The organism is Streptomyces sp. A1277, from assembly GCF_004795015.1.
Lineage (GTDB): Bacteria > Actinomycetota > Actinomycetes > Streptomycetales > Streptomycetaceae > Streptomyces.
Genome location: NZ_SSBI01000015.1, coordinates 1 through 18,561, shown reverse-complemented (window position 1 = coordinate 18,561; position 18,561 = coordinate 1). Strand labels below are relative to the sequence as shown.

Here is an 18,561-nt window from a genome sequence, read left to right as displayed (position 1 = left end):
AGCAATGCCAGTGCACCGCGGAAAAACAACGGCAAACGGTCGAGTCGTCTTACCTCACCTCCGGGCTTCTCCGGAGTGCATGTGAAACAGCAGTATGAAGGAATGGAGCGGTACGTGACCAGCGTGACGGAGACCGGCGACGGTCAGGGCGCGTTCGACACGGAGGACACTGCGGATGAAGCCGCGGACTCCGCCGTTTCCGGCCCCGCAGGTGCCGCCTCCCTGACCCGCCAGGCCAAGTACGCGCCGGGCGCGCAGGTCCGGGTCCGCGACGAGCAATGGCTGGTCAAGACCGTTACGCCGGTGGGTGACGAGGACTGGATGGTCGAGGCCACCGGAGTCTCCTCCTTCGTCCGCGGGACGGACGCTGTCTTCTACGACAAGCTCGACTACATCGAGGCCCTCGACCCGAAGAAGACTCTCCTGGTCCCGGACGACTCACCGAACCACCGCAAGGCCCGCCTCTACCTGGAGGCGGTCATCCGCAAGACCGCGCTCCCGCAGACCGAGCACGGTCTCGCGCTGGCCGACAACTTCCTCATGGACCAGCAGACCCACCAGCTGCGCCCCGCCGAGCTTGCTTTGTCCAAGGAGAATCCACAGCCGCGGGTCCTGATCGCCGACGTGGTGGGGCTGGGCAAGACCCTGGAGATCGGCATCCTGCTCGCCGAGCTCATCCGCCGCGGGCGCGGCGAGCGCATCCTGGTGGTCACTCCGGCGCACGTCCTGGAGCAGTTCCAGCGCGAGCTGTGGACCCGCTTCTCCATCCCGTTGGTCCGCCTCGACTCCACCGGTATCCAGCGCATCCAGCGGGACATCCCGGCCGGCCGCAACCCGTTCGCGTACTTCAAGCGCGCGATCATCTCCGTGGACACCCTGAAGAGCGACGTCTACGCCCACCACCTGGAGAACTCCCACTGGGACGCGGTGGTCATCGACGAGTCGCACAACCTGGTCAACCGGGGCACCAAGAACAACGACCTCGCCCGCGCCCTGGCCGAGCACACGGACGCGCTGATCCTCGCCTCCGCGACTCCGCACAACGGTGCGACGGAGTCCTTCGCCGAGCTGATCCGGATGCTGGACAAGACAGCGATCGCGAACACGTGGGAGTACGAGGTGAAGGACCTCGGTCACCTGTACATCCGGCGGACCAAGACCGACCGCGAGGTCCGTGACTCCCTCAAGGGCAAGTGGGCCGACCGCGGCCCGTCCCGGCCGGTGGTCTGCGAGGCCGGGGCGAAGGAGCAGGCGGTCCTGGAGGAGCTCGCCGCGCGGTGGACACCGCGCGATCCGGCCGCCTCCTCGGTGTGCGCGGACACGATGGTGGCCTACAATCTGCTGAAGTCGTTCCTGTCCTCGCACCGGGCCTTCCAGGACTCGGTCGCGGCGCGGCGGAAGGTCCTGGAGGCTCCCCTCAAGGTCAGGAGGGGGCAGGATCCGGCGGCCCGCGAGGCCGAGCGCCGTATTGAGCGCGAGGCCATCGTGGAGCTGGAGCGCCTTGCCGCCGACATCGGCGACGACGACTCCGCGAAGCTCGACGCCCTGGTGCGCGAGCTGAAAGAGATCGGGGTGGGCCCAGGGTCGGACATGCGGGTCGTGGTCTTCTCGGAGCGCATCCCCACCCTGAAGTGGCTCGCCGAAGTGGTCCCGTCCAGGCTCGGTTTCCGGGCCGGTACCAAGCTCGAGGAGTCCGTGGCGGAGTCGAAGCCTTGGCTGGCCTACGGCGGCGCGGTCCAGGTCATGCACGGCGAGGCCAGCAACGAGGACGAGCAGAAGGACATCGTCTCCAAGTTCGGGCTGAAGACCGACCCGGTCCGCATCCTGTTCACCGGCGATGTCGCCTCCGAAGGCGTCAACCTGCACCAGCAGTGCCACCAGTTGATTCACTACGACCTTCCGTGGTCGCTGATCCGCATCGAGCAGCGCAACGGCCGTATCGACCGGTACGGACAGAGCAAGGCCCCCCAGTTCCGGGCCATGGTCCTCACCGGCGATGTGGAATGGCGCACGGATGAGAAGGGCGAGCCGCTGCATCTGGACGACCGCCTGGTGGGCTCCAAGCTCCTGGCCCGTGAGGAGGAGGCGCACCGGATCGAGGGCTCGGCGGAGGCAGTCACCGGTATCTACCGGGCAAAGGAGGAAGAGGACCGCCTGACGCGAGACTTGATCTCCGGGCGAACGGTCGAAGAGTCCATCAAGAAGTCCAGCGGCGGCGCGAAGGCGATGCTTGGCCGGCTGATGGGTAATGTCGGTGCCAAGAAGCCGACCGACGACGTGCCCGTCGCCACGGTGCCGAGCCTGTTCGGCGCCGCAGGTTCCACGGCCGCCTACTTCGACGAGGCGTTGCGCCAGACGTACTTCCCCGACAAGCCCGAGAACGTACTCAAGCTCCGCCGTGAGGACGATGGCACGATCGCCTTCGAACCGCCGCCGGACCTGGTGTACCGGCTGAAGTCGCTGCCCAAGTCGTACCTGACCGACCAAGGCATCCTGCCGACCTCGAAGAAGGAGGGCCGGCTGCGGATCACCTTCGACAAGGGGCTCGCGGCCAAGCGTCTCGAGGTCGCCCGGGAGACCACCGAGAGCCAGTGGCCCAACGTCAGTTACGTGTCGGACGTCCATCCCGTCCTGGACTGGCTAACCGACAAGGCTCTGGCCGCCCTGCGCCACGACGAGGCCTTCGTTCTCGCCTTCGCCCCCGATCTTGAAGCGGCCGGGAAGCTGGACGAGCAGCTACCGGCCGACCTGGCCGGTCCGGTGTATCTGGTCCAGGGCATCTACTCCAACGCGGTGGGCCGTCCCACCGTCGTGGAGTGGATGGCCGTCGTCGGCCTGCCCACCGCACCGCGCGTTCTACGGATTGACGACGCCTTCCTCGCCGCGTGCAATGTCGGCCCGAAGATGCCCGGACGCGCCACCCCGGCCAACCGGGAGGGGCTCCAGACGCTGGTGCCGGCGGCCGTCGACGCGGCGACCGGGTTCCTCACCGACCGGGCGGCGGAGTACAAGGAGGCGATCGACGCGGTGCTCGCCCCTTACGAGAAGCGGGTCGCCCAGTGGCAGCAGGACGCCCTCTTCGCCGCCTCCACCCGCTCGCAGAAGGCCAAGCAGGACGTGAACCTCACGGCGAGCCTTCGCAAGTCCATGATCCGGTCGCTACGGACCTCCGGAGCGCCGATGCTGCGCCTGCTCGGCGTCCTTGAACCGCTGTCCGCGACGCCTGCTGACGTCACCGATGTATCCGCTGCGCCTGTTGCCGGAGAGACGATCGCCTGATGAGTACCGACTTCGACTCCTTCTCCAACCGCGGCGAGTACCTGTCCGCGTTCTACTTCGCCGAGCAGCTCGGCGAAGGCCTCAAGAAGGGCGTTTTCGCCGCCTGGGCCAACCGAGAGAGCGACGAGCACGACCCGCGCCCCACGCCGCGCGAGTCGGTGCGGGCACTGCGCTCGACGTACCTGGACGAGAAGTACCGCGGCTTCTTCGCCGAGCAGGCCAAGGCCGACGAGCAGGATGACGAGTACCCGGAAAACGCGGCCTTCGAGGCCCGCCTCAACACCTACGGGGACGCGGAGTGGTGCGAGCGCGTTCAGGACTGGCACCGGCAGGTCCTCGCTGCGCTCGGCTTCCCCTCCGTCTCAGCGGAACCCGCCGCACGGACCCTGATCGTGCACCGTGCCGGGCGCGAGCACGAGGTGACCGTGGCCTGGCACAGCGACGGCATCGTAGCCCTGGACTGCGGCTGGTCGGCGAGCAACGACACGGCGCTCGACGCGGACGGGTACGGCCGCCTGCTCCACCCGCTGCGGGCGGGCAGCGGTGAGAGTTACGAGACCGGGCAGGCGCTCGCCACCTGGTTGTTCCAGAGCGAGCTGCGTGAGGAGGGTGGCGCGGCCCCGCGGTTCGTACTACTCCTGTGCGGCGGCGTCATCGTCCTCGCCGACCGGCATGCCTGGGGCGAGGGCCGCTACCTCTCCGCAAACCTCGACGCCGCCCTGGAGCGCAACGATCGCCGTCAGCACGGCGAACTCGCCACGATCGCGGGCCTGTTCAGCCACGACATACTCGCACCGGCCGAGGACGGCAAACCGCCGGCCATCGACGCGCTGGTCAAAGCTTCCCGCGACAACGCGGTCGGCGTCTCCGGAGAGCTTCGCGAAGGGCTCCAGAGGTCCGTCGAGATCATCGCCAATGCGGTCCTGGATCGCCTGGAGGACTCTGGGCTGGACCCGCGCGACATCGAGCGCCCGGACCTGACGTTCGCCCGGCAGCTCACCCGGGAGTCGCTGCGCTACCTCTACCGCATTTTGTTCTTGTTGTATGCCGAGGCCCGCCCTGAACTGGGTATCTTGCCCGCCGACGACGGCTCCTACGAGGCTGGCTACTCAATGGCCCGCCTGCGGGAACTGGTGGAGCGTGACGAGCTGTTGACCGAGGAGACGGCTCGTAACGGATTCCATCTACACGCCTCGCTGGACGTCCTCTTCAAGAAGGTCAACAACGGCTACCGGCCCTATGGCACCGAGCCGAACGACGCCCTGCCCGGCGACGACGAGGACACCCGTCGTCGAAAGGCGAAGTACCGGAGCGAGGACCGCGGACTGCGCTTCGAGCCCCTGCGCAGCGAGCTCTTCGAGCGTGGCTCCGTCCGCCTCATCGGCAACGAGACCCGCGACCCGCGCAGCGACGAGGACAACGAGCCACGCTGGCTGGACCTGCGTCCGCGCAACAGCGCCCTGCACGAAGTGCTGCGTCTGCTGACCCTGAAGAAGGCCGAACGGGCCGGGGGCCGAGCGGGCTTTATCTCCTACCGCAACCTGGGCATCAACCAGCTCGGGGCCGTCTACGAGGGGCTGATGTCGTACACCGGCATCATCGCCGAGGAAGAGCTGTGCGAGGTCGCCAAGGGCGGCGACCCGGCGAAGGGCTCCTGGCTGGTGCCCTCGCAGCGGCTCAAGGAGTATCCCGAGAACACCTGGGTGACGTACGACGAGCGGGACGCGGTGAAGGGACTGCGCGGCCCGAAGAAGTACCCGCCGGGCCGGTTCGTGTACCGCCTGGCCGGCCGTGACCGGGAGACGTCCGCCTCGTACTACACGCCCGAGTCGCTGACGAAGGTCACCGTCGAGCTGGCGCTCAAGCACCGGCTCGACCAGGAGCGCGACGCCGACGGAAACGTCGTGAAGACACGCGCCTCGGAGCTGCTCAAGTACCGGATCTGTGAGCCCGCGCTGGGGTCGGGGGCGTTCCTCAACGAGGCGATCAACCAGGTCGCCGAGGAGTACCTGCGGCGCCGGCAGGACGAGCTGGGTGTGTCTGTGCCGACGGGCGACGCGCTGACGGAGAAGCAGAAGGCCAAGGCGTACATCGCCCTGCACAACGCCTACGGCGTGGACCTCAACGCAACCGGCGTCGAGCTGGCCGAGGTCTCGATGTGGCTGAACACCATGCATCCCGGGATGCGGGCCCCGTGGTTCGGGCTGCACCTGCGGCGCGGAAACTCGCTGATCGGCGGGCGGCGGGCCGTGTACGCGGCGGGGAACGTGGCGCCGCTGAAGGGCAAGGCCCCCTGGCTCAACGCCAAGCCGCTCGCGCCGGAACCGCTGCCCTTCCTGAAGGACGAGGTCGAGCAGCCGCTGCCGAACGGGGCAGTACACCAGTTCCTGCTGCCGACACCGGGGTGGGCGGCGGTCACGGGTGCGAGCGGCGACGCGAAGAAGCTGCTCGTGCAGCTGGCCGAGGGTGGGGTGAAGGATCTCGCAGAGTGGAAGAAGGGGATTCTGAAGACGCCGGCACGACGGCTGAACAAGAAGACCGGCGAGCCGATCCTCGACCGAAAGTCCGGCGACGAGGCGACCTCGCAGTACACGCGGCTGCGGGATGCGGCGCAGCGGGCGGAGTTCCTGTGGTCGCTGGTCGTGAAGCGGATGGAGCTGTCGGAGCGGGAGATCGCTCGCAGCATCGACGTGTGGGGCGCGGATACGAAGGACGAGGAGTTCGCCTTCCTGAGGCAGGACGACGGCAGTTCGGATGCCACCGCCGTGCGGATGTCAAAGGAGAAGGTGTACGCGGACCTGTTCCGCGCGGCGGGAACCCCGTACTGGCGGCTCAAGCGCGTCATGGACGCGTGGTGCGCGCTGTGGTTCTGGCCAGTGAGCAAGGCGGGGCTGCTCGACGGGACGGACGACGCGTATGCAGGTGCGCCTGTGGTGGGGGGTGAGGGCGCCGGCAGTATCGGCGACCTGATCGAGGCGATGTCCGCGACTGTGGTGCCGCTGGGTGATGCAGTGCCCCCCGTCGAGGCCGCGTCGGCGGCTGAGGCCGGGGTGACCCCGCCTCCGTCCCCGCCCATGCCCACGAGCGCGCCGCGCTTCGTGGAGAACACCATGCTCTTCGCCATGGAGGGCGACCAGATCTCGATGTCCGACATCGAGGCGTCCTCCAATGGTGTGGTCCACGTGGAGGTCAAGGAGGTCGGCCCGTCGAAAACGACGGTGAAGACCAGGAAGCAGCCCGCCTCCGACCTCTCACGCCCCGCCCGCCGGCCGCTCATCCCGTTGAAGGACCTTGACGACTGGCTGGACTTCCTGGAGGCCATGCTCGGCCGAGGGCCGGTCCCGGACGCCGGGTCGCTCATCGGGTCCCTCAACACCCTGGAGGAGCTCAGCGACTACGAGCAGCTCATTCAGGACGAGACCGAGATGGACATGGATCAGTGGGAGCCTGAGGCGCGCTTTCCCTGGATGGGTGCAGTCCGTGACATCGCGGAGGACCAGGGGTTCCTGCACTGGGAACTTGAGTACGCGCTCGTCTTCGCTCAAGGCGGCGGGTTCGACCTCCAGGTCGGCAACCCGCCTTGGGTGCGTCCCCGTTGGGACGACTCCGGGGTTCTCGCAGAGCACGAGCCTTGGTTCGCGCTGGAGGAGCGGGCGTCCACATCCGCAAAGGACAAGCGTCGCTCGGAACTGCTCAGTGCGCCACGAATCAAGCAGTATGTGCAGGGCGAGATCACGGACGTCGTCGCCCAGGTCGGCTTCTTCGGTTCCCCGCAGGTGTATCCGTTGCTAACGGGGACCCAGCCGGACCTCTACAGGGCCTTCATGTGCCAAGCGTGGGATCATAACGCTGCCGCAGGCACCACGGGGTTCCTGCATTCCGACACCCACTTCACGGGCGACAAGGAGGGGGCGCTCCGGGAGGCTGCATACCGGCGGCTTCGGATTCACGGCGACTTCGTCAACTCCGGGCAGCGATTCTTTCCCCGTCCCGTTGGCGACGGCACACATTTCGGCGTGAACATCTACGGCAACGTCAAGGAGATCGGCTTCGACCATCTCTCCTGGCTGGTGTCTGCAGACGCCCTGCGGTACTCGTCCGACCACGACGGTTCGGGCGACGTACCCGGAGTTCGATATAAGAACGCCGAGTTCGATGAACGTCCACACAAGGCGCGCGTCGTGCACGTCGATGAAGACCTGCTCGCTGTGTGGCAGCGCCTGCTCGACGACGAAGGGCAGCAGCCCGTACAGCAGGCGCGCCTGTTGTTCCCGGTCAGCACCGGGGAAGCTCCAGCTATCAGCGCTCTGGCCGACTACCCGGTAAGGCTGGGTGCTTTCGCACCGCAGATCTCTCCCGGGTACCACGAGAGCGGGGCGAAGAAGGACAACCTGATCGACTACAACCGTCCCGACAGCACCACAGGGAACCCGTACCAGCCCGATCGCTGGCGACACGTCATCCTCAAGGGCCCCCAGCTGAGTGTCGCCACGCCGGTGTTCAAACGCCACGACGCCAACAGCAATGACGCTTACGGCGCGGACTTGATGAATCTCGCCGTGGACTTCGTGCCGGACACCGCATACGTACGGGCCGAGGGACAGTCCCAGGAGTACCTCGCGGCGCAGGACCGCTGGATCGATCACCGGGCGCTCGCACGACTCCGGGCTGATGAGAAGGCTGTGGCACGGGCACGTCAGCAGGTCGCCCGTGCGTATGACGTACCCGAGACGAAGGCGGACCCAGAGAAGGTGGACGCGCTTCTCGTGGATCGGGCACGACGACGGTTCACGGTCTTTCCACGGGTCGCCTGGAGAAAGATGATCTCCCCGAACAGTGAGCGCGCGCTCTTTCCCGCGGTGCTCCCGCCTGGCGTGTCACACATCGATGGAATCCGCAGCATGGTAGTTGCTGATCGTCGGCTCACATGCTTGGTCGCCGGGTTCTTCGCATCCGTTCCCTTGGACTACTTGGTTCGGCTCACGGGCACTGCGAATTTGGATGCTTCGCAGGCATCTCGAATGCCAGCCCCGCAATCGAGTCATCCCCTTGCCTCGGCACTCCTTCTGCGTGCCCTGCGTCTCAACTGCCTGACCAGCGCCTACGCCCAACTCTGGGAAGAGCTCTACGACCCGACTTGGCTCGCGTACGAACCCTGGGCTGCGCAGTGGCCAGGCATTGCTCCGCTGGAGTCTGTCTCCCCGACCTGGCAAGGATCGACCCCCCTCCGCTCCGAGCGAGCCCGCCGGTCCGCTCTCGTCGAGATCGACGCTCTCGTCGCCGTCTGGCTCGGCATGGACGCCGACGCCCTCATCGCCGCTTACCGGGGCCGCTTCCCCGTGCTCCAGAAGTACGAGGCAGCAAGCTGGTTCGACGCCGAGGGCTGGAAGCTGGCGAGTTACGCCCGCACGATCGGGCAGCGTCAAACGAAGGATTCGTGGACCCAGTTCGAGGCGTACCAGGCCGACCCCGAGAATGCCCCCATCCCCACCGGCTACACCGCCCCCTTCTACAAGGCCGACCGCGAGACCGAGATGCGCGAGGCCCACGCCTACTTCCAGAAGCGTCTCGACGCCGCCGTCGAGGCCGGTAAGTGGGACCCGGTCACGCAGGAGGTGCCCAAGCCGTGAGGCCGACGCTCGAGGCGCAGGGGCTCAAAGAGAGCCTGCTGCAGTACCTGTCCACCACCTACGCGCTGACCGACGAGGGTGCGCGGCAGGCGCTGCACCGGTTCCTGGGGGACGAGAACTCCGGGATGTTCCGAGGGCCGTTCCTCCGCCTGCGCACGCCGTTCGTCGCGGCCGACGCGTCCTGGACCAGTTATCTGGACTGGCGACGGACTGACGGCTGGACACCGTACGCGCACCAGGCGAAGGCCTTCGAGCGACTGTCCTCGGCAGGCGGGCATACGCCGAAGCCCACGCTGGTGACGACCGGTACCGGCTCCGGCAAGACGGAGTCGTTCCTCTATCCCGTACTCGACCACTGTGCCCGTGAGCGGGCGGCCGGCCGGGCCGGGGTCAAGGCCGTAATCCTCTACCCGATGAACGCGCTCGCCACCGACCAGGCCCGGCGCATCAACGAACTCCTGTGTGAGCACGAGACGTTGAAGAAGGTGCGGGCCGGGCTCTACATCGGCGACAAGGCGGCGACCCACTACGACCGGGTCTACACGCGCCGGTCGGACATGCAGATCTCGCCGCCCGACATCTTGATCACGAACTACAAGATGCTGGACCTGCTGCTCCAGCGGGCACAGGACGCCCCGCTGTGGGCGGACGCGGATATCCGGTACGTGGTCGTGGACGAGTTCCACACCTACGACGGTGCGCAGGGCACGGACGTCGCGATGCTCCTGCGCCGCCTCGCCTCGGCGGTCGGGGTAACGGAGAAGGGCCGTCCGCTGGGGCGGATCTGCCCGGTGGCGACCTCGGCAACGCTCGCCTCCGACAGCACGGACCAGGATGGGGTCCGCCAGCTGCTCGACGTCGCGACACAGGTGTTCGGTATGGAGTTCGACGTGTCCTCGATCATCGGGGAGCACCGGCAGACGGTGGACGAGTTCGTGCCGCCGAGCGGCTTCGATCCGATGCTGCCGATCCCGGTCCCGGACGAGTTGGCCACCCTTCCTGACCCCTCGCTAGGCGAGGAGGAGTTCCTCGCGCTCGTCGAGGCCGTCACCGGCACCCGTGAGACCGACCCGCTCGTGCTCGGCGGGCTATTGAAGAAGCACATGCTGACCTCGGCGGTGATGCATGCTCTGGACGGTCAGGTGCGGACCGTGCCCGAGGTGCTGGACCTGATGTGGCGGCGGGGCGCGTTCTCCTGGGGGCAGGCGATCACCCGGCAGCCGGAAGTGGCGGCGTCCGCCCTCGCCCGGCTCTTGGCGCTGCTCTCGGTGGCTCGTGATCCTGCCTCCACGCCCGAGAGGCCGAGGCCCTTCGTGCAGGTCGAGGTGCATCAGTGGGCGCGGTCAGTGTCGCGAGTCGTACGCGGTGTGCTGCCGTGGCCCAAGGCCGAGTTCCAGTGGGACTCTGCCGGTTCCGCCCACCACTCGGGCGAGCAGCCGGCCCGTACCGCCCCGGTGACCACGGCGACCGCGGGCGCGGCCGCGAATCTGTTCCTGCCGGCCGTCTACTGCCGTGACTGCGGCCGTTCGGGCTGGGCAGTGTTCTCCCCGGAGACCGACGACGCGGACGTACAGGTCGACACGCACAAGATCCGGCGTGCCTCGGTCAGCCAGGACAAGATGCGGGTCCGGAACCTGATAGCGGCCACCGAGAAGGAGGCCCAGGAGGGCTCCGGTGCCGCCCCGATGGACGAGGCCGGGCGCGGTGCGGGCCGGGGCAGCACCGCCCTCGCGGCCACCAACGCCGGGCAGTTGCGTGTACTGGACGGGCCGAAGCGCCGCCTGCGGCTGCCCGATCCGGTCGAGGACTACGACCAGGAGACCGGTGCGCCCCGGTTGGCGGGCTCCGACTCAGCCTTCGTCCTCGTCTACTTCGGGGACACCGCGACCACCGCCGCAGAGGACGACTGGTGCCCGGCCTGCGGCTCGCACAACGCGATCCGCTTCCTCGGTACCGGTGCCGCCGCCCTCGCTGCGGCTTCGGTCACCCAGCTGTTCACCGGCGGCGAGATGGACAGGTCGCAGGGTGAGGACAAGACCCTGATGTTCAACGACTCGGTGCAGGATGCCGCACACCGGGCCGGATTCGTGGCCAGCCGCTCGTACACCTTCTCCCTGCGCGCACTGTTCAAGAAGCATCTTTCGGAGGAGACGCCGACCGCGCTGCACGACCTGATCGCCGACGTGGTCGCGGCGACCACCGACCGCGAGACCCTTGCCGCCGTCGTCCCCACCGACCTGCACGACTTCAAGGGCGTCAAGCGGCTCCTGTCCGGTCAGGGACGAGGCGGGGACAGGAAGACCTGGGAGCTGATCGGCGAGCGCTTCGCGTTCGAGGCGCTGATGGAGTTCGGCTTCCGCTCCCGCAACGGCCGCACCCTGGAACTCACTCGCACCGCCGCCGCCCACGTGCGCATCGAGGACCCCGCCGCCGCGATCGCCCTGGTCAAAGCCGCGCACACCGAGCCGTACGGGCACGGCGGCGGGCTGCCAGTCATCGAGCAGGACGACGCCCGCTACCTCGGGTTTCTGCGGATCTTCCTGGAGCGGCTGCGGACCCGGGGCGCGATCGGTCACAAGTGGCTGGAGGGGTACCTCTCGGAGGCCGGCACCAGCCGGTACTTCATCTGGGGCAAGCGGCCTCCCGGTATGCGCGCCTTCCCCAAGGGCATCGCGGCCCCGGTGTTCCTGCTCAACGCGCCCAAGACGAAGAGCGAGTTCGACTTCGCGACCGGCCGTCTCTCCTGGTACGAGCGGTGGGCACAGCGCACGCTCGGGCTGCCGCGAGAGCAGGCCGCGGAGTTCTGGTCGCGGCTCCTGCCCGCGCTGGTCGAGGCGGGCCTGCTCTCGGTGCGCACTCCGACCGACAGCAGCCTGCGCGTCTATGGTCTGAAGCCGGGCGCGATCGACGTACAGCTGTTGAAGGACGCCGAGGTGAACGAGGCGTTTGTTCGCTGCCCGGACTGCTTCTGGGAGCAGACCGTCCACCCCGGCATGCTCGCGCAGTGGGACGGTCAGCGCTGCCCGTCCTACCGCTGCCGCGCCGGCCATCTCGTCGCCGGCGACCGGCCCGAGGGGCTCGGCAAGCACCAGCGGGACCGTAACTACCGCGAGGACTATTACCGCAGGCTGTACCGGAAGGCGGGCACGTACCAGGTCATCACGGCCGAGCACACGGGCATGCTGACCCGGCCGGAGCGGGAGGGGGTCGAGGCGGCGTTCAAGGACGGCAGCGGGTTCAAGGATCCCAACGTGCTGTCCTGTACGCCGACGCTCGAAATGGGCATCGACATCGGCGACCTGTCGGCTGTCGTGCTCGCCGCGCTGCCCAGGCGCGCTGCCAACTACGCCCAGCAGGTGGGCCGGGCCGGGCGCCGTACCGGAAACGCGTTCCTCTTGACCATCCCCGACCGCAGCCGCCGAGACCTGTACTACCTGGAGCAGCCGCGCGAGATGATCGCCGGGCAGATCGTGCCGCCGGGCAGTCACCTGTCGGCCATCGAGATCCTGCGCCGCCAGTACCTCGCACACCTCCTCGACCTCGCCGCGCGGGGCCGGCTGTCGCGCACTGACGGCCGTCCGCTGCCCGCAGTCGTACGGGACGCTCCGGCCCTCTTCGGCCCGTCCGGATACCTCGCCGATCTCGTCGAAGCGGCGCTCGCTGACGCCTCGAACCTGGTCGAGGGGTTCCTGGACCTATTTCCCGTCGGCGTCAACGAGCAGGCCGCCGACGACCTGCGGGCCTTCGCCGGGCGTGGGCTGCGCAGCGCGGTGGAGCGGGCCGAGCGACAGTGGCTCCACGCCGAGGAGGTGCTGCGGCGGCGACTGCGGTACATCGCGGAGGCCCGCGATGAACTCCACGACACCGAGGACGAGCAGCGCGACCGTAAGGCCGAACTCGACGCCGAACACCGGTCGCTCGGCAAGCGCTTGAGCAAGCTCGGGCTCATCACCGCCCAGCAGGCCCTGTGTGATCTCGGGCTGCTGCCGAACTACGCGCTCATCGACTCCGTCACGACCCTCAACGCGACGCTGTACTGGGTCGACGGTACGGATCCGAACACCGGACGGGACCGCTTCGACTCCAAGATCCGCTCCTACGACCGGCCCCGGCGCTACGCCCTGTCCGAACTCGCTCCCGGCAACACGTTCTACGTCAACGGCTACAAGCACGAGATCACCGGCATCGACATCGGCAGCCCCTCTCAGCCGGACTGGAAGGCCTGGCGGTTCTGCCAGGAGTGCGGCTACGTCCGTACCGAGGACGCCATGGACGACCGCTCGCCATGCCCGCGCTGCGGCAGCGCCGGGATCGCGGACGACGGTTCCTGCCTGCACCAGGTCATCGAGCCCACGACCGTCACCTCCCGCGACAAGCGCGAGGACGCCCGTATCGGCGACGACAAGGACGACCGGGAACAGCGCTACTACACCGTCATCGACGCGGTGGACATCCCCCGAGAGGAGATCAAGCACGGCGCGTCCTGGCGGCACGCCCACCACACCTTCGGCGTCGACTACTGCCGCAAGGCGGTAATCCGCCGCATCAACGTCGGCCCGATGCGGTTCGACAGCCAGACCGAGGACGAACTCGCCGGGCAGGACGTCCGCATGGCCCCGTTCCACGTGTGCACCGCGTGCGGGGCGGCAACCGCCGACGGTAAACCGGTCTTCGACCACGCCACCGACGCCTTGGACTCCTCTGCCGCCCGCAACCCGAAGGTCAAGCACCACCAACCGTGGTGCCCGCTACGGCGTGGGAAGAAGGCCACTGCCGTTCCCCAGCAGGCGGTACTCCTCGCCCACCAGCTGAACACGGAGGCGCTGCGGGTGCTCCTGCCGGCGGCCACCGTGCTCGTCGAAGAGAAGATCTACTCCTTCAAGGCCGCACTTCGGCTCGGCGTCGACCGGCAGTTCGGCGGCGACCCCGCGCACCTGGACACCACACTGGCCCGCATGCCCGACCAGGCCACCGGCGAGAAGCGCCACTTCCTGGTGCTCTTCGACCGGCTCCCCGGCGGCACCGGATATCTGGACCGGCTAACCGACCCCGGCGACTTCAAGGAGATGCTCCTCAAGGCCCGTGTCGCGCTCCTCGCCTGCCCCTGTCAGGACGAGGGCCTGCGGGCCTGCCACCGCTGTCTGCACCGCTACACCGAGGAACGCCACCAGGACGTCGTCTCACGCCACGAGGCCCTGGAGATCCTCGGTGACCTCCTCGGCCCGGTCGACGAGAACGGCGAGCCGCTACGCGACGCCGACGGTAACCCCGTCGACGGGTGGGCGGTCACCAAGGTGGCGTCCACCGAACTGATCGGCCTGGACAAGCAGGTCGAGTCCGACCTGGAGGCCCGCTTCCTGGCCGCCCTGCGCAAGTGGAGCGAGAACCAGGACGACGCCGCACTCGACGAGAGCGGAACGAACAGCGGATACCTCCGCTTCACCGGTCCCACGGCCAGTGCGGGAGAGGCCGCCGATACCGAGTCCGTCCGCTCGACCGGCTGGCGGCTCACCGCCCAGCGCAACATGGAGCACACCCGCACCGACTTCACCTTTGAATCCACCGACGGCCCCCGCCGACTCGTCACCGTCTACCTCGACGGCCACCGATACCACGCCAGCCGCAAGCACAACCGAATCGCGCCCGACTGCACCAAGCGCAACCAGCTGCGGGCCGACGGGCACATCGTCTTCCAGATCACCTGGGACGACCTGGAGCTCTTCGAAAAGGGCGACGCCGCCAAGGCCCAGCCGGTGTGGCCGCCTTATCGGCGCATCGGCCAGGACACCGCCAAGGAGTGGTACGAGGAGCTGGGCGGCGACCGCGCCCACTTCTCTGCCGCTGTGTTCGCCAATCCCATCGACACGCTCCTCGCCTACCTGCGCCAGCCCTCCCGTACCGCATGGGGGCGGCGGGCCAAGGCGCTGGTCGGCGGGCTTATGAGCGCGCCGGAGCCGCTCGTACAGCAGGCCGACCGGGGCCAGGCACGCGAAGCCGTACGGGCCGCTCTCACTGCCCTCGGCGGCGGTCAGGCGCCGGGGCCGGAAGCCGGGGAAGGCGACGGAGCGATCCTCGTCCTGCACGCCGTGGACGAGAACGGGCTCCCGCTGATCTACACCGTGGATGCCTCCGGCCAGGAGCCGGGTTGGAGCGCCATCGCCGTACTCGATGACCGCACCGCGAGCCTGGGCACCGTTGAACACAAGCTGTTGTGGCGGTCCTGGCTGTACTGGTCGAATCTGCTGCAGTTCCTGGCCTTCGCCGGCGGCGACGGCATCCAGCTCGCGAGCAGCCAGGCCGCCGACTACCCGGTGGAGGTCCTCACCATCGGTGGAGGCGTCGGCGAACTCGAATCGCTGATCGTCCAGCGGCACCCGGCTACCGGCGAGGTGAGTTCGGTGGTGGACAGCCGCACCGCGGTACTCGCCGCTGTGGCCGACGCCGAATCGCCGGAGGAGTCCTCTCTGGAGAAGATGGTCGCCGGCGTCCTGCGGGATCGGAGCTGGGACGAGGACATCATCGAGCTCCTGGAAGAGGACGAACCGGAATCCGACCTCACCCGGCTGGCCAAGAAGATCGCCGCCAAGGGCAAGAAGGCACCTGTCTTCGGTTACGAACTGGGCGAACGCGGCTGGCAGACGGACTTCGCCTGGGACGACTCCCAAATCAAGATCGCTGTCGTCGTGGCGCCGGACACACACGGATCACAAGCCGAAGAAGAGCGCCGCAAACGCGACGAGGCGTACGCCGCCGACGGCTGGACCGTACGTACCGCCACCGACTGGCTCGACCACCTCGACACCCTCCTGACACTCCTCCCCGACACGGAAGGCTCCCACTCCTGATGACCGCCCGGCTCAGCCTGTACGAAAAGGCCGAACACGAGCTGTACAAGCTCGACCGCTCGGTCAAGGGAAAGTTCTACGACTTCTGCCACCGATTCCGGCAGAACCCCGACCACCCGGGCCTCGACCTCAAGCCCCTCAAGGGCGACGGACGGGTCTTCCGCGCCAAGATCGACCAGTCCTACCGAGCCCTCCTCGCCAAGGCCGGCGTGGACGAGCAGGGCCAGGAGCGGTGGCTCGTCGTCGCGGTACGCCACCGCAAGCACGTCTACGAGGAACTCTCCGTCGCGATCAACCGCGTCACCGGTGAGATCGAGTTCGTCGACCTGTCCGTCGTCGGGCAGAGCGTGCTGCAGCGCGCCGGCGTCACCCTCACCCCGGTCGACCCGGCGCCCGAGGCCGAGGTCCAGCAGCCGGCGCCGACCCCGGAGGTTCACGAGTCGATTGCCGTAGAGTCCGCCGCACCGCTCCTCTCCGGGATCACCGGCGAGGACCTGCGGTCGCTCGGTGTCGCCGCACAGCTCATCGACCTCGCACTCGCCGTCACCGAGAGCGGCGAGCTCGACCAGCTGGTCTCCGGCGCCCCGCTCCTGACCAAGGACATCCTCTACGGCCTGGCCGCCGGGATGTCCATCGACGAGGTCCGGCGCGAGATCACGGCCCCCGTCGAGGTCAAACTCGCCGACACCGAACGTGACGACCTCGGCGCGGCGCTGGCCCGCACCACCGTCACCACCATCGACGATGACCTCCGCGTCGTACTGGAGGAAGGCGACTTCCGGGCCTGGAAGGTCTTCCTCCACCCCGCCCAGGCCAAGCTCGTCGACCGCCGCTACAACGGTCCCGCCCGGGTCTCAGGCGGTCCCGGAACCGGCAAGACGATCGTCGCCCTCCACCGGGTCAAGCACCTGGCCCAGCAGCTCCCTCCCGGCCACAACAAGCCCATCCTGCTCACCACCTTCACCACCAACCTCACCGTCGACCTCCGCGCCCGCCTCTCCTCCCTCCTCGAACCCGGCCTCGTCGCCCGCGTCGAAATCACCAACATCGACAAGCTCGCGGCCCGCGTCCTCAACGAGAACTCGCTCAGCGGCACCGGTAAGCAGCGCATCTACGACAGCGTCGCGATCGGCATCCTGCAGCGCCTCCTGTTCGAACTCGACGAGAAGCGCTGGGAGCCCGAGTTCCTCTACGAGGAATGGGAACAGGTGATCCTCGGCCAGTCGCTCGGCAACCGCAAGGCGTACTTCGACGCCCGCCGCGCAGGCCGCGGCCGGTCCGTCAGCCGCCCCGAACGCGCCCAGATCTGGAAGATCCTCGAGCAGTTCACCGCCCGCCTCGACAAGGAGAACCGCGAAACCTGGGGCCAGGCCGCCGAACGAGCGGCCCGCTTCGAGATGGAACGCGCCGCCAAGATCAAGGCCAGGCAGGACCGTAAGGACGAGGTCGGTGGCAAGGACCTCATCCACCGCGACGACAGCTCCGGCATGCGCTACATCGCCCACCGCTACCAGCACGTCGTCGTCGACGAGGCCCAGGATCTGCGCCCCGCCCACTGGAAGATGCTCCGCGCCATGGTCGCCCCCGGCCCCGACGACATGTTCATCGCCGGCGACACCTACCAGCGCATCTACGACCAGCAGGTCACTCTCGGCACCGTCGGCGTCAACATCCGGGGTCGTTCCTCCCGCCTCACCCTCAGCTACCGCACCACCAAGGAGATCCTCGCCCGCGCGTTGCAGGTCGTCGACGCCAAAAGCAACGCCCCTGCCTACGACGACCTCGACGACGGCACCGACACCCTCGCCGGCTACCGCTCCGTCCTTCGCGGCCCAGTCCCCGAACTCGCCCCCTGCGACACCTGGGACGACGAACTCACCCAACTCGCCACCACTCTCCACGCCTGGCGCGAGGAACTCACCTCCGGCGAAGGCGGCAACAACCCGCGGCGCGACCCTCGCGGCAACATCGCCGTCTGCGTCGCCGACCGCGACTCTGTCAACCAGGTCATGTACTACCTCGCCACCGAGGCTGGCCTCACCGTAGCCGAACTCACCAAGGACGGCGTCAAGGGTGACGGCGAAGTCCACGTCGGCACCATGCACCGCTTCAAGGGCCTCGAGTACCAGAAACTCGCCATCGTCGGCGCCCGCGACGGTGTCATTCCCCGCACCGCAGTCATCGACCGCTACCGCGAATCCGATCCCCAGCGCTACGCCCGCGAGGAACGCAAGGCCCGCTCCCTCCTCTTCGTCGCCGCCACCCGCGCCCGAGACACCCTCCGCATCAGCTGGCACGGGGCACCGAGCCCCTATATCTCCCGGTCGTGAAAGACGAAGGCCTGTCCGGCGGGAGGCACAAAGGTTGTGCCTCATGACCGTCCTACAAGGCTCTGCTTCGCGTGATGCTGAACCGAGAGGTCGTTGGCGGGACGAGTCAGCTGGAGTCTTCGAGCCGATGCCCCAGCCGTCCCTCTGCGTCGCGCTCCGTCTGGTTGGTCGGTTGCGGGCGGCTTGGGCGAGAACCCTGCGGTTCCGCACCGGCACCGCCCGGCGAGACTTGCTCGGGCAGTCATCCGCCAACCGAAGCGGCGCATTCTACGCACCGCCTACCGCGAACTGGTCCGAAACCTAACCTCGCGCTTTCGCGAGGTGGGGTGTCCGATGCTTGATCAAATAATCGGAGAGTGCCCCTGACCTGCAACGATGGGACTTGTCTAGGGTCCTGTGGCTGCACGGAAAGAAGCACTCTCCAGGTGAAGAAGCGTATCGGGTCGTACCCGCGTGTCCGCATCGAGGGCGGTGGCC

The 18,561-nt window shown here is 68.1% G+C and carries 4 protein-coding genes; all 4 read left to right on the top strand.

Annotated features, from left to right (window positions below):
- Positions 1-114 precede the first annotated feature (114 nt).
- From E6R18_RS12430 to E6R18_RS12415, 4 genes are read left to right on the top strand one after another with little or no spacing between them, the layout of a single operon-like run.
- Positions 115-3,279 carry a DEAD/DEAH box helicase gene (locus tag E6R18_RS12430; protein WP_240799705.1) on the top strand — a complete coding sequence of 1,055 codons (3,165 nt, stop codon included), beginning with the start codon at positions 115-117 and terminating at the stop codon, positions 3,277-3,279.
- Positions 3,279-8,909: a hypothetical protein gene (locus E6R18_RS12425; protein ID WP_136316953.1), complete on the top strand. Its 5,631-nt coding sequence runs from the start codon at positions 3,279-3,281 to the stop codon at positions 8,907-8,909. Before E6R18_RS12430 ends, E6R18_RS12425 begins: the two co-directional genes overlap by 1 nt.
- Positions 8,906-15,754 (top strand): DEAD/DEAH box helicase, encoded by a 6,849-nt coding sequence (locus E6R18_RS12420; RefSeq protein ID WP_136316952.1) that lies wholly within the window; start codon positions 8,906-8,908, stop codon positions 15,752-15,754. The genes E6R18_RS12425 and E6R18_RS12420 overlap by 4 nt, the downstream gene beginning before the upstream one ends.
- On the top strand, positions 15,754-18,084 hold the full coding sequence (locus E6R18_RS12415; RefSeq protein ID WP_136316951.1) for a UvrD-helicase domain-containing protein: 2,331 nt from the start codon (positions 15,754-15,756) through the stop codon (positions 18,082-18,084). The genes E6R18_RS12420 and E6R18_RS12415 overlap by 1 nt, the downstream gene beginning before the upstream one ends.
- Positions 18,085-18,561 lie beyond the last annotated feature (477 nt).

Bases quoted from the DNA above. Each gene is read 5' to 3' on its own strand.
- E6R18_RS12425 (WP_136316953.1), top strand. From the start codon at position 3,279: ATGAGTACCGACTTCGACTCCTTCTCCAACCGCGGCGAGTACCTGTCC.
- E6R18_RS12415 (WP_136316951.1), top strand. From the start codon at position 15,754: ATGACCGCCCGGCTCAGCCTGTACGAAAAGGCCGAACACGAGCTGTAC.